Origin of the sequence: Sphingopyxis sp., assembly GCF_035250425.1 — a bacterium.
GTDB lineage: Bacteria > Pseudomonadota > Alphaproteobacteria > Sphingomonadales > Sphingomonadaceae > Sphingopyxis.
The window spans coordinates 20,699-33,971 of the sequence record NZ_DATFFD010000072.1 but is presented as its reverse complement, the minus strand read 5'-3'; the positions used below and the strand labels follow the sequence as shown (position 1 = coordinate 33,971).

Annotated in this window: 11 protein-coding genes and 1 pseudogene; all 12 read left to right on the top strand. The window is 64.8% G+C overall.

Going from position 1 to position 13,273, the window contains the following annotated elements; translation table 11 throughout:
• Positions 1 to 542, top strand: a 542-nt coding sequence (locus VJ811_RS04655) for a TonB-dependent receptor domain-containing protein (RefSeq protein ID WP_324071113.1), incomplete at its 5' end; no start/stop codon positions are given.
• A 352-nt stretch (positions 543 to 894) separates the two neighbouring features.
• Positions 895 to 1,665: a helix-turn-helix domain-containing protein gene (locus tag VJ811_RS04650; RefSeq protein WP_324071112.1), complete on the top strand. Its 771-nt coding sequence runs from the start codon at positions 895 to 897 to the stop codon at positions 1,663 to 1,665.
• A gap of 875 nt (positions 1,666 to 2,540) precedes the next feature.
• Positions 2,541 to 3,686, top strand: coding sequence for an acyl-CoA dehydrogenase family protein (locus tag VJ811_RS04645; protein WP_324071111.1), 1,146 nt, complete (start codon positions 2,541 to 2,543; stop codon positions 3,684 to 3,686).
• Entirely contained in the window at positions 3,683 to 4,894 is a 1,212-nt protein-coding gene (locus VJ811_RS04640; protein WP_324071110.1) for an acyl-CoA dehydrogenase family protein, read from the top strand. Before VJ811_RS04645 ends, VJ811_RS04640 begins: the two co-directional genes overlap by 4 nt.
• Before the next feature lie 23 nt (positions 4,895 to 4,917).
• Positions 4,918 to 5,514 (top strand): annotated as a pseudogene (locus VJ811_RS04635) (acyl-CoA dehydrogenase family protein); the annotation flags it as partial.
• Between the two features lie 107 nt (positions 5,515 to 5,621).
• Positions 5,622 to 6,137 carry an acyl-CoA dehydrogenase family protein gene (locus tag VJ811_RS04630; protein WP_324071109.1) on the top strand — a complete coding sequence of 172 codons (516 nt, stop codon included), beginning with the start codon at positions 5,622 to 5,624 and terminating at the stop codon, positions 6,135 to 6,137.
• Positions 6,138 to 6,261: 124 nt separating this feature from the next.
• Positions 6,262 to 7,008: a tyrosine-protein phosphatase gene (locus tag VJ811_RS04625; RefSeq protein WP_324071108.1), complete on the top strand. Its 747-nt coding sequence runs from the start codon at positions 6,262 to 6,264 to the stop codon at positions 7,006 to 7,008.
• 242 nt (positions 7,009 to 7,250) lie between these two features.
• A complete protein-coding gene (locus VJ811_RS04620) occupies positions 7,251 to 7,994 on the top strand; it encodes an enoyl-CoA hydratase/isomerase family protein (RefSeq protein ID WP_324071107.1) in 744 nt (247 codons plus the stop codon).
• 3 nt (positions 7,995 to 7,997) lie between these two features.
• On the top strand, positions 7,998 to 8,366 hold the full coding sequence (locus VJ811_RS04615; protein ID WP_324071106.1) for a hypothetical protein: 369 nt from the start codon (positions 7,998 to 8,000) through the stop codon (positions 8,364 to 8,366).
• 79 nt (positions 8,367 to 8,445) lie between these two features.
• Positions 8,446 to 9,591, top strand: a complete 1,146-nt coding sequence (locus VJ811_RS04610) for an MFS transporter (RefSeq protein ID WP_324071105.1) — start codon at positions 8,446 to 8,448, stop codon at positions 9,589 to 9,591.
• 161 nt (positions 9,592 to 9,752) lie between these two features.
• On the top strand, positions 9,753 to 12,101 hold the full coding sequence (locus VJ811_RS04605; protein ID WP_324071104.1) for an enoyl-CoA hydratase-related protein: 2,349 nt from the start codon (positions 9,753 to 9,755) through the stop codon (positions 12,099 to 12,101).
• Positions 12,098 to 13,270 (top strand): CoA transferase, encoded by a 1,173-nt coding sequence (locus tag VJ811_RS04600; protein ID WP_324071103.1) that lies wholly within the window; start codon positions 12,098 to 12,100, stop codon positions 13,268 to 13,270. The genes VJ811_RS04605 and VJ811_RS04600 overlap by 4 nt, the downstream gene beginning before the upstream one ends.
• Positions 13,271 to 13,273 lie beyond the last annotated feature (3 nt).

The following is a 13,273-nucleotide window of genomic DNA, read 5'->3' as shown; positions in this document are numbered from 1 at the left end:
GGCTCCGCAAGTTGAAGATACCGCACATCCTCCGTTCGCGACTGACGCACGGATTCAGGAACGATGCATATGCCCTCCTCCGCTGCCACCATCCCGACTGCGATTTGCAGCTCGCGGACTTCGTGCGTGATATTCGGTTCCCCGACGCCGATTCCTTCGTCCCCACGGGTGTCGGTGGCAACACGCAAGTCAAGGTCGATGCAACCGGCAACCAGATTCCATTCGCGAGCAAGTTCACTGCGACCTTGGGCGGACAATATCGCACGCCGTTGCTGGGCGGCGAACTGACGGCGGACGTCAACGCACTCTACAATGACGGTTTCTTCACCGAAGTCGATGAACAGCGGCGGCAGGGTGACTATCTGCTTCTGAATGCCAGCCTCTGCTGGGTTGCGCCCAACAAGGCCTATTCGGTCAGCCTATGGGGCAAGAATCTGGCCAATGAAGCCATCCTTTTGAGCCAGGACGGCACCGTTCACGCCACCGCGGCGTCGTATCAGTCACCGCGAACCTACGGCGTCACTTTGGGCGTCAAATTCTGATTCCGAATGGCGCGACGACATCGACGTCGCCGCGCCTTTTTCATCCTCCCTCGTTTGGAAGCGACCAACAAGGGCGAATGCCCTGCCCGCCGCCGTGATCCAGGGCAGCCGGATAGCCTTGCTGCGCCCGGCTGTTCCCGACCTGCGCGGCAAATGCGTATCGATTCCCTATGTCGCGCCCCCGCCCCGTCGCGGCATCCAAGCGGCATGATCGAAGCCTGTCCCGAGTGACCGTCTGGCGGCGCGGACGGTGCGCTCGGACGCCTTGCCGTGATGACCGGGCACACCCCGGTCCGAGCAATGGGAAAATCTCTGCGCGAATGGAGCCGACAGCTGGCCATTCCTGTGCCGGTTGGCCTGCTGCTTCGCGCGGCCGCATTCGGTACTCCGTCCATACCGATATATCGCACGCAAGACTGGCGTACCCGGCCTCGGGCTGGCAGGAGGCAGGGCTAAGGGCAACCGCCCCACAAGCAACCATGCAGGATTTGGCAAGATGGGCCGATCGCGAAATTTCGACCTCGACGAAGCGCTCGATCGGGCAACGCGCGAGTTCTGGGACAGGGGATATGCGGGAACGACAATCGACGATCTTGCCGTTTCGCTGGGGGTCGCAAAGCCCAGTCTCTATCGCGCGTTCGGGAACAAGCAGGCGCTCTTTGCTCGCGTGGTGGAGCATTTCGAGGCAGTCTATCTGTCATTCGTTGACGAGGCGCTTGCCGATCGTCCGGTCCGTCATGTTGTCGAAAGGCTGCTGGACGGAACCGTGCGGGCTTGCACGGGGGCTGCGACACCGCCCGGATCGCTCCTGACGCATGCCGCGCCGGCAAATTCACCCGAAGACCGGGCAATTCGGCAACTTCTTTCGGATCGGATAGAAGCCTATGAAACAAAGCTTGTGACACGGCTTACACAGGCGAAGGACGAATGCGACCTTCCCGATGCCTGCGATCCGGTTGCGCTTTCATCTTTCATCACGACCCATTGCTGCGGCATAGCGCTGCGAGCGAAGGCGGGCGTCGCAGCGGAGCAGCTTGCCGCAGAGAGCGCATTTGTGATGGCAGCTGTCCCCGCTTCGCGCTGCATCGAAGGCTCGGACCAGGTCGGCGCCGCCCGCAGCTGAGCTCACGGGCGCCCACCGCATGAAACCCTGGGCTCGCGAGGCCAAACGCACTTCCTGGATAAAAGGTCAGGCCCGATGTCCATAAAATAGCTCACGACGCGGCTCGGAAGGAGAAGCGATTGGTCCCGCGCTTCCTTTTCCGATGGGGAAGCACCAAAGGCGACGATGCCCAACCGCTATGTGCTCGTCGATGGAGGTTGCGGATTTTCGCATCACAGCCCAAGGTTAGAACATGAATCGGGAGAGATTCTTTGCTGTCCAGACCAGCAGCTGAACTCTACACTCCTGCGTGCAAGGAGCGAGCGGGATGAGCGCGCTCGATCAACTGCGGTCGATTATCGGCACGGGCCAGGAGGCCCCCATCGCCTCAACGATGAACTTCTGGCTCGCCGAGGTCGAACCGGGCTTTGACCGAAGCCGATGGCCCGGTTCGCGCGGAAGGCCGCGTGATGACCATGGGCCGGCGAACTGCTTTCGTCGAAGCGAAGTTGACCAACAAGTAGGGACGTCTTTGCGCGTCGGCAACGCCCACACTTCTCATCTCTCCGAACGAAAGGAGCAGCACCCGCGCCCGGATCCGGATAGCGCCGCCCGACAGCCGGCGCCTATCCCTCGTCGTCTTCTCCCGGTTCGCTCCGCTGGACGATCTCCTCTAATATCTCATCTTCCTCACGCGCCTCGCCCCCGATGTACGGCGGCGCGTAGCGGCTCAGCTATTTGCGTACGTGTCTCACCGGATTGACTCGGTGCCGACCCCGCCATATCGATATTTAATCGTCCGTATAAACAATGAGGCACGATAGGGCGGAATTTGGAAGGCGCCGCGTGGCAAGGCGAAGGGGGCCGGCCGTGCCGGGCAGCGTCCGGGAGAGATTATGAATTTCGAGTTCAGCGAAGAGCAAAACCAGCTTCGAGATAGTTTGAGATCCTATCTCGCCAAAGAGGTCGCCTTTGCCGCGCGCACTCGGATCAGTCGCAGCGAGCCCGGGTGGAGCTCCGATATCTGGCGCGACTTTGCGGACCGCCTCGGCATTCTCGGGGCAACGATAGGAACTTCCGCAGGCGGCCAAGGAGGAGGCGCCGTCGACGCCATGCTGATAATGGAAGAACTGGGCGAATGCCTCGCGCCCGTACCTTTCCTGGAGACCGCTATCATCGGCGCGACGCTGTTGGAGCGAAGCGGCGGACGGGCAAGCGAGCTCGCATCCATCGTAACGGGCGACGCACGCTACGCGTTAGCGTGGGGAGAGCCCGGCGGGCGCTACGATCCCTGCCATGTCGACACGCGCGCAGTGCGTACCGAAAAAGGTTGGATCTTGTCCGGCACGAAATCCGTCGTTGCGAGCGCACCGTGGGCGACCCATTTACTCGTGACTGCGCGCACGGGGGGTGCAACGAGAGATCGGGCCGGCATCTCCCTGTTTCTGATCGATGCCGAGCATCCCCAGCTGCGCAAGAGTGCATATCCGACGATCGATGGCCGCCGCGCCGCCGACATCGAATTTGACGGGGCAGAAATCGATCGCGGCGCGCTGCTTGGGATCGAGGGCGACGCGATCGACACGGTCGAATTCGCTTATGACGCCGCCATCGCAGCAATCGGCGCCGAAGCGATCGGTGTCATGCGGCGACTTGTCCAGGATACGATCGATTATTGCCGCACCCGGCGGCAGTTCGGTCAGCCCCTGTCCGATTTCCAGGCGCTGCAGCATCGGATGGTCGACATGTTCATGCAGCTCGAGATGGCGACCTCGGCAGTCTATCTCGCGACGCTCAATCTGGATGCCGCGCCCGTGGACCGCGCGAAGGCCTGTTCGGCGGCAAAGGTCACCGTCGGCCAGGCATGCCGCTTCATCGGGCAGAACGCCGTTCAGCTGCATGGCGGCATGGGCATGACCGACGAGCTGCCGATCGGTCATTATTTCAAGCGGGCGACGGTCATCGAGAGCGAGTTCGGCAGCGTCGATTATCATCTCGCGCGCTATTCGGCACTTTCACAACATCGCGGGGACAAGCCTTGAAGCTGTCGCTTTCCCCTGCCGAGGCAGAATTCGCGTCCGACGTGAGACGCTTCTTCGCCGAAGACTATCCCCAGGACATTCTGCAGCAAATGCGCGGGGGCGGCCTGCTCACGCGCGCGGACCATGTCCGCTCGCAGCAGGCGCTGCAGTCGCGTGGCTGGCTCGGCATCGGCTGGCCACGCGAGCATGGCGGACCCGGCTGGACGCCGGTCCAGAAATATATCTTCGAACAGGAGCTGGAGCGCGCGGGCGCACCGAATATCATCCCGATGGCGGTGATCTACATCGGTCCCATCATCTGCGCATTCGGGAACGCCGACCAACAGAATCGATGGCTATCCGATATTCTCGAATCGCGTGCGCTTTGGGCGCAAGGATATTCGGAGCCCGAGTCGGGCTCCGACCTGGCGAGCCTGCGGATGACGGCGGTCCGCGACGGTGACGATTATATACTCGACGGCACGAAGATCTGGACATCGGGCGCGCATTGGGCCGACTGGATTTTCTGTCTGGTGCGCACATCGCGAGAGGAGCGCAAGCAGGACGGGATTTCGCTGATCTGCGTTCCCCTCGACGCCATCGGCGTCCGCGTCGAGCCGATCAGGTCGATCGACGGCACCCATGAACTCAACCGGGTGCAGTTCGATCAGGTCAGAACGTCCGCCGCAAACCTCATCGGCGAAGAGGGACGCGGTTGGCACTATGCCAATGTCCTCCTGGGCGCCGAACGCCTGTCGTACGCGCATATCGGCAGCAAGAAAGCCGGCCTCGCCGCGATCCGCCGCATCGCTGCCGAACTGCCCGGCGACTTCGGCGGCACGATGCTTGCCGAACCGGCATTCCGCGACCGGCTCGCCCTCTTGGACATCCGGGTTGCCGCGATCGAGATTTCGGTCCTGCGCGCTTTGACCGGCGAGACGGGGCCCGCGACCATCTCCTCGCTGAAGATCGCCTGCACCGAGGCAGCGCAGGCCATCACCGAACTGTGGCTCGAACTCGCCGGACGCTATCGTGCGCCTCTTCTCGACCGGAATCGCCCCGACTGGTCATCGGCGGTACCGGCGGCGTTCCGGTTCGCGGCGCCGCAGACCGCTTCCTATTTGTTCGAGCGTGCGCAGACCATCTACGGCGGAGCGAGCGAGGTCCAGAAGAACATCATCTGGCGCCACCTCGCGCGGGGCAACATGATCCCGCGCCCCGGTCAGTAAGCCCGGCTGGGAGGACAGGCGATATGGATCTGGTCTGGAGCACAGGGGACCGCGCGTTTCGGGGTGAAGTTCGCGCCTTCCTCGACGAACATCTCACGGACGACCTGCGCGACGCGGGGCGATGGATGACCAGCGTCTACGCCGACCATGCCCGCGCGCGGGGCTGGCAGAAGAAACTCCATGCCAGGGGCTGGGCCGCGCCGGCGTGGCCGCGCGAATATGGCGGCGCGGGATGGAGCGTATCGCAGCGCTATATTTTCGCGCGCGAGCGGGTCGCCGCGGGCGCTCCTCCGGTGTCGCCCATGGGCATCCAGATGTGCGGGCCTGCCATCATCGGCTTCGGGAGCAAGGCGCAGAAGACATATTTTCTTCCGCGCATGCTTTCGGGCGAACATCTCTGGTGCCAGGGCTATTCCGAGCCGGGCGCGGGTTCGGATCTCGCGGCCTTGCAGATGTGTGCGGACGACGACGGCGACGCCCTGATCGTCACCGGCCAGAAGAGCTGGAGCACGCACGCCCATATCGCCAACTGGGGATTTTTTCTCGTCCGGACCGGCCGGTTTGAGCGGCCGCAGCAGGGCATCACCTTCCTGCTCGTCGACATGGGAAGCGAAGGAGTCGGGGTGCGGCCGATCATCTCGCGGACGGGCGAGCATATCCAGAACGAGATATTTCTCGACCATGTCCGCGTCCCGAAGGCGAATATCGTCGGCGCACCTGGCGAGGGATGGACCGTTGCAAAATATCTTCTCGAGTTCGAGCGAGGCGGGGTTGCCTATGCTCCCGAGTTGCAGGAGCGGCTCGGCCAGATCGAAGCGGCCGCCGAGGCTGCCCCGGGGATGACGGCCGGCCTTTCGCCCGCGACCCGAGGTTCCAGCGTCGTCTCGCCGACGCGCGCGTCCGTCTCGCTGCGCTCGAGATATATGAGTTCCGGGCCATGTCGGAGGCGGCACAGGGTCGATCGCCGGGACTGTCGGCATCGGTGATGAAGATCTGCGGGACCGAATTGCAACAGCTGACGACTGAACTCGGCCTGTTGGTGGCAGGACCGCATGGCATCGCCTATCAGCCAGCTGCGGGTCTGCCGGGGGGACCCGTGGTTTTTCCAGCCGCCACCACGCTGTCGGGGTCGCGGTTCGCGGCGGTCGCACCGCTTCGCTATCTCAACGAGCGTGCCGGATCGATCTACGCGGGATCGAACGAGATCCAGCGCAACATCATCGCGAAAGCGCTCGGTCTCTAGCGGCCTTGCACCATTGGCGGCACGATATGCGGCCTTGTCATGATCGAGTGCGACACGCCGGCCTGCCGGCGCCGATGCGCGGCCCTGGAGCCGAGGGCCGGAAACGAATGAAGAGGATAAGGACGTGACAGGTCTCAGGAATTTCCGCGATATCGCCGCATCGGCGGGAAACGGCAGGTTGCGGCGGGATATCCTCTTTCGCAGTGCGCATCTCGCGCGGCTCGACGAGGCGAGCACCGCCGACATTACCACGCGGCCGTGGGCCGCGATCGTCGATCTTCGCTATCCCGACGAGCAGCGCCGCGACCCTTCACCATGGCCCGAGACATTCGCCGCAAGGCGCCTGTCGGTCGGGAGGAGCGCAGCGACCGATGCCCCGCACCACGCGATGATGGACGCCGCGCGCGGTGGCGGCGGCCGGATCGAAGAGGCTTACCGGAGCTTCTATGCAGCGCTGCCCCACGATCCCCTCTATCGCCCGCTGTTCGTCGAGGCCGCGCGTGTCATCGGCGAAAGCGACGGCCCCGTGCTCATCCACTGCACGGCCGGCAAGGACAGGACCGGCGTGCTTGCCGCCCTGCTCATGAAGCTCCTGGGGCTATCCAATGACGAGATCATCGCCGACTATCTCCTCTCTTCCGCCATCGCGACCGAGGAGTTCATCGCCGAGATCCGTCGGCGCGACGCGGCGACCGACGCGTCTCCCCTCGGCGATGATGCCATCCAGGCTCTGCTTGGCGTCGAGCCATCCTATCTGGAGGCAGCCTTTGCCGCGATTGCGGCAGGTAGCGGATCGGTCGAGGGCTATTTCCTCGAACATGGCCTGTCGGCAAACGATCTCGCGAGGTTTCGCGCCCGCCTGGCCGCCTGAGGGCGCGCGATCAGCACGGCAATTTAATTGTTCAATCAAACAAGCCTTGCAATTGATCGTCGCCTTCGTCACACCGGCCAGGCACCGCAGCATGAGCGTGCGGGCATGGAACAGCGGCACAGCCGCGGGAGAGAGGATCGGCGGCCGCCGACTGCGGCACCTTCGCCCTCATTCGCGGCCTGGCTCTTCATCCACGCCGGCGTTCGGCCTCCCGGGCCGTCCGGCCCCGGAGGAGACGAGACTTGGATCCCTTGGTTCGCAGAGAAGATTTCGACGGCTGGTCGCAGCTCGTCATCAATCGTCCCTCGAAGCTGAATGCCCTGACCGTCGATCTCTTCCGCGAGTTGCGCGCCCATATCGAGCTGCTTGGGGACGACGAGCGGGTCCGATGCGTCGTCGTGCGCGGCGCGGGCAAATGCTTCTCGGCGGGGCATGACCTCGGCGATATCGCCGACGGCGAGCCCGTGCCGTCGCGGGGTTGGCATAGCGAAACGCTGCGTCTGCTCGAAAGGCTGCCGAAGCCCGTGATCGCAGCGGTACATGGTCATTGCTACACGGGTGCGCTCGAGGTCGCTCTCGCATGCGACTTCATTCTCGCAGCCGACAATGCGCGCTTCGGCGACACCCACGCCAAATGGGCGCTCACCCCGGTCTGGGGCATGAGCCAGCGCCTGCCGCGGCGCGTCGGCATCGCGGCGGCGAAACGTCTGATGTTCACGTGCGACATGATCGACGCCGCCGAGGCCTTGCGGATCGGACTTGCCGAGCGGGTCGTGCCGCTGCGAGATTTCGACGAGGAAGTCGAGGCTCTCGCGATACGTATCGCGGCCAACTCGCCATTCTCGCACCGTGCGAACAAGCGCCTTCTCGATGCGACGGACGCTCGGCCGCTCGATGCCGGCCTCGCCTGGGAAGTGATGGAAAGCGAAGGTGCGGGCCCCGACATGAAGGACCGGATCACGGCGTTCACCGGCAAGAAGAGCTGAGTGGTGAACGGGAATTTTGGACCCGAACTGGAACGATTTCGTGCCGAGGTCGGCGCCTTTCTCGACGCGGCGCCCACCGATGCGTTCCGCGCGGCCAGCCAGAAGACCACGGGCGTCTTCGCCCCCGTCGAGGACGCCATGGCCCGGCATCGCATCCTGCCCGGCGACATCATAATGCAGAGCATCTGGCGAATGACGCCCCGGCACGGGCGCGCGCGGATCGACTGCCCCTGCCGGGAATATTTTGGGATCGATCAAGACCCGATCGTGCGCGCCCGGCGCTTCTATCGCGCGGTCGAAGCCATGGCGGCCGCATCCGGCCGTGCCCGAGCGGCCGGGGTCGATCTCGATCTTCCCGCGCGGCGGGCCTAGGTCCTTGCCACGCTCGTCCGCCCGGGTTGGCGCCCTCCTCACCGTCGCCGCCATTATCTGCGGCAATGCGGCGCCGCCGATGATTTACGACGCCCTCGCGCCCGTGCTGCCGGCGATCGCGCGGCACTTCGGCGGCGGAACGGCCGGCGAAGCGGTCGCACAGGCCACAATTGCCGTCGCGACACTGGGAATGGGCCTTGCCGGTCTGGTTGCTGCTGCGCTGACGCTCCGCTTCGGCTTTCGGCGCACCATGTTCGCGGCCTGGCTGCTGTTCGGCCTGTTCGGGACGATCGGGATCGTGGGCCTGCCCGCGCCAGCGCTGCTGGCAAGTCGCTTCCTCCTCGGGCTCGCCGGCGGCGCGCTGATGGCGATCGCAGGCATCGCCGTTGCGGCGCGCTATGCCGGAAACGAGGCCGCGCGGGCGAAAATGATGGGCATCAACCTGTCGGTCGGTCCCTTCACGGCGATCGGATTTCTCTTCATCGCGGCGGCGCTCGCCGAAATCTCCTGGCGTACGCCCTTCCTGATGCACGCGGCGCTCGGCGTCATCGGCATGGTGCTCGTCGCGAATGCCGAGCTTCCGCCCGTGCCGGGAGCCGACCAGAGCAAGCCCGTGTCTGCCTGGCGCGCCGTCGTGCCGGCCGCTCCCGCCTATCTCGTCATCCTCGCGGGTCTTGTCGTCTCGAACCTTTTCAGCGTCCAGATCGCCTTCCTTCTGGCCTCGAGAAATCTCGGCGATCCCGGCACGGTTGCCAGCATCCTCTCGACGATGCTGTTCGCGCTGGCGGCCACCTACATGCTGTTCGGATCGATCCATCGCCGTCTCGGACCCGGGAGGACGGTCATGCTGGGGATGGCCTTCTTCGGGGTTGGCGCCCTCCTGTGCGCGGGCTCGCATTCGCTCCTCTCCACCGCCGCAGGGATGATCTGCTCGGGTATCGCGATGGGGCTGACGGTCGGCGCGGCGATGACGATGATCATCGATCGCTGTACGCCGGGGGGGACCCCGATCGCGCTCGGCCTGGCGACGACGATGATCTACCTCAGCGGGGCGATTGCCCCCATGATATTCGTGCCGCTTCGCCCGGTCGTGGGATATGACGGGCTCTATTATTTATGCAGCATCGCCATCGCGATCGGTATCCTGGCGGCGGTGGCTCGGCGGACCTTGGTCTCCCGCAGATCAGCCCTACATCGGACCGGGGCTTCAGCCGAACGGGCGTAGCCCGCAACGCGTCCGATTCGAACTCTGCCCGCCTCGCCGATCGACAACGGTCGCGGTTTCCGGACGTTCGAACACTATCCAGCCCGTTCGATTTGACTTTGTTTGTTCGAACGATTAAATCCTTAAACGATCATTTAAACAACGATCGGGAGAGCGGTTCGATGGCGAGAATACACCCCAACACCCCCATCATCGTGGGCGTCGGACAGGTGGTCGACCACTGGGACGGCGCCGACGCCGCCGGCGCCCCCAGCCCGCTTGGCCTCCAGGTCGAGGCCACCCGCCGGGCGCTTGGAGACAGCGGCGCTCCCGCCAAGCTCACGGCGCTGATCGATGGGGTCGTGGTCGTCCGCTCGATGCTCGACTCGGTCGAAGGGAGCAAATATCCCTTTGGCAGATGCGCGAACCCGCCAGCCTCGCTCGTGGAGGCGCTCGGCCTGAACTCGGCTTGCTGCATCTACTCGGCGGTGGGGGGCGATCAGCCGCAAGCCCTCGTGAACGAGGCCGCGGAGGCGATTTTCTCGGGCGACGTCGATGCGGTCCTTCTTGCAGGATCGGAAGCGACGGCGGCCATGAAGACGGCGCTGAAGAAGCGCGTGAAGCTCGACTGGTCGAAGAGCGCCGACGGCGCATGGCAGGACCGCGGACTCGGCGCCGAATTGCTGTCGGCTTTCGAAATCGCGAACGGCCTCGGCGCACCAACACAAACCTATCCCGTGTTCGAGAACGCCCTTCGGTCCCGGCTCGGCATGAGCCGGGACACCTACGCAGCCATGATGGCCGATTTGTGGGCGCGCTTCGCTGCTGTCGCGCGCGACAATCCCCATGCGCAATTTCCCGAAGCGAAAGCGGCCGACTTCTTGTCCACCCCGTCGAGGGAAAATTACCGGGTCGCCGATCCCTATCTCAAATGGCATGTGGCGCAGGACGCGGTCAACCAAGGCGCGGCCGTCATATTGACCTCGACCGGCGCGGCGAAAAAGGCCGGGATCGATCCCGAGAAATGGATCTATCTCCACGGCTATGCGGCGCTCCACGACCAGGCGATCACCGACCGGCCCGACCTCTCGCGATCGAGGCCGATCGCGGGCGCGCTCGCGGGGGCGCTCGCCATGGCGGACCGCACCGTCGACGAGATCGCGCATCTCGACCTTTACAGCTGTTTTCCCTGCGCGGTGCTGATCGCCGCGGAAGCGCTCGGCATCGACTGGCGCGCGCGCGATTGCACGGTGACCGGCGGGCTTCCCTTCTTCGGAGGTGCGGGGAATAACTACGCGATGCACGCCATCGCAACGATGGCGGAGCGGCTCCGCGCCAACCCGGACGATTTCGGCCTGTTGCTCGCCAACGGCGGCTACCTCTCGAAGGAAGCGGCGGGCGTCTATTCGACCCGGCCGAAGCCCGACTGGAAACCGCGAACGGCAGAGACCGGGCAGGACGCGATCGACGGCGCCGCCGCGCCGCCGCTTCTTCGCGAGACCACCGAGGCGACCGTCGAGACCTATACGGTTACCTGGAAGCGCGGCCACCCGTCGCGCGGCTTCGTTATCGCATCCAACGACAGGGGCCGGGTGCTCGCCCGCGTCCGCACCGGGCATCGCGCGACGCTCGAGACGCTCCACCGCGAGGACCCGATCGGCCGCGAGGTACGGATCGTCCACGAGAATGGCGTCAATTTTCTGGAAGCCGCCAACGGTCTTGCGCGTCCAGGACCGGCAAAAGGGCTTTGCGCGCGGCGCTTCGAGCATGTTGTCGTCGAGCGGGATGATCATATCCTGAAGGTGACGCTCAACCGTCCCGACGCGATGAACGCGCTCTTCAGCGCCGTCCACTTCGAGCTTCATGAGATCTGGGATGAATTCGAGCGCGATCCCGACCTCTGGATCGCGATCGTCACCGGCGCGGGCGATCGCGCCTTTTGCGCCGGCAACGATCTCAAGGTGACGGCCAAGGGCGGGGATCTTTCGATGCCCAAATCCGGCTTTGCGGGGCTTTGCGAACGGTTCGACCGGACGAAGCCCGTCATCGCGGCGGTAAATGGCGTCGCGATGGGCGGCGGGCTCGAGATCGTGCTGGCGTGCGATCTCGCGGTGGCTGAGGAAAGGGCCCGCTTTGCCCTCCCCGAGGTTCGTGTCGGCCTTTATGCGGCCGCCGGCGGGGTTCAGCGCCTGACGCGACAGATCGGACGGAAGGCCGCGATGGAGCTGATCCTGACCGGCCGGCATTTCGACGCCGCCGAAGCGCTCGCGCTCGGGATCGTCAATCGCCGGGTCGAGGACGGCGGCGCCCTCGCGGCGGCCTATGCGCTCGCGGCCCAGCTCATGGAAAATTCGCCCTCCGCGATCCGCGCGTCGAAGGAGGCGCTCAACAAGATGGAAGAACTGGAAGAACTGGAAGCGGCGCTCGCCGCCAACCCGCGCATCTTCGGCAAGCTGATGCGGACCCGCGACTTTGCCGAAGGCGTGACCGCCTTCGCCGAGAAGCGCAAACCCGAATGGACCGGCGCATGATCGCGGCCGGCGACAACAAGCGCCTGCTCGAGGGGGTGAAGATCGTCGATCTCACGAGCGTGGTTTTCGGTCCCTATTGCACGCATATCCTGGGCGAGCTCGGGGCCGAGGTCATCAAGGTGGAGGCGCCGGTAGGGGGAGACAGCTTCCGCTGGTCCGGCAAGGCGGCGGCGACGCACGGCATGGCGCCGGCCTTCATGGCGATCAATCGCGGCAAACAATCGATTGCGCTCAATCTCAAGGCTCCGGCGGATCTCGAGACGATGCGGACGCTTCTCGCAGACGCCGACGTCTTCGTCCTCAACGTGCGCGGCAAGGCCGTCGAACGGCTCGGCCTCGAATATGAGGCGGTGAAGGCGATCAACCCCGAGATCATCTACGCGCATTGCGTCGGCTTTGGCCAGGAGGGTCCCTATGCCGATCTCCAGGCCTATGACGATGTCATCCAGGCGGCGACGGGTACGGCCACGCTGCTACCGCGCGTCGACGGCAATCCGCGCGCGCGATACTTGCCGTCGCTGATCGCCGACAAGGTGGCCGGTCTTCACGGCGCCTATGCCGTTCTTGCGGCCATCATCCACAAGCTGCGCACGGGCAAGGGTCAGATGGTGGAAGTCCCGATGTTCGAGGCCTTCACCAACTTCATGCTTCTCGAGCATCTTGCCGGGCTGACCTTCGACCCGCCGAATGCGCCGGCGGGCTATTTCCGCCAGATCGATCCCGACCGCCAGCCTTTCCCGACCCGCGACGGCTATATCAGCATCGTGGCCTATACTGACGAAGCGTGGCCCCGGGTGTTCGAGGTGCTCGGCAAGCCGGAGTTCATCGAGGACGAGCGCTTCGCAACCCGCAAGCTGCGCACCGTGAACCTGCCGCTGCTTTACCAGGAAATGGCGAGACTCACGCCTGGCTTCACCACCGCCGAGCTCGTCGAGCGATGCCACGCGGCGCAGCTGCCGGCGCAGCCCGTTCGCGATCTCGCCGACATTTTGGACGATCCGCATCTCGCCGCCACGGGCTTCTTCTCGCGCCAGGAGCATCCAACCGAGGGCGCCCATTTCGCGATGGCGCACCCCGTCCGCTTCGGGGTCGAGATCGGTCCGGAACGCCGGCTTGCGCCCCACCTTGGCGAGCATGGCGATTCCATTCGCGGCACGGCGGACCCGTAATCG

What these genes read in the sequence shown, in the direction of transcription:
- VJ811_RS04645 (WP_324071111.1), top strand. Translation starts at nt 2,541, where the DNA reads ATGAATTTCGAGTTCAGCGAAGAGCAAAACCAGCTTCGAGATAGTTTG.
- VJ811_RS04605 (WP_324071104.1), top strand. Translation starts at nt 9,753, where the DNA reads ATGGCGAGAATACACCCCAACACCCCCATCATCGTGGGCGTCGGACAG.
- VJ811_RS04630 (WP_324071109.1), top strand. Translation starts at nt 5,622, where the DNA reads ATGGACCGTTGCAAAATATCTTCTCGAGTTCGAGCGAGGCGGGGTTGC.
- VJ811_RS04600 (WP_324071103.1), top strand. Translation starts at nt 12,098, where the DNA reads ATGATCGCGGCCGGCGACAACAAGCGCCTGCTCGAGGGGGTGAAGATC.
- VJ811_RS04610 (WP_324071105.1), top strand. Translation starts at nt 8,446, where the DNA reads ATGATTTACGACGCCCTCGCGCCCGTGCTGCCGGCGATCGCGCGGCAC.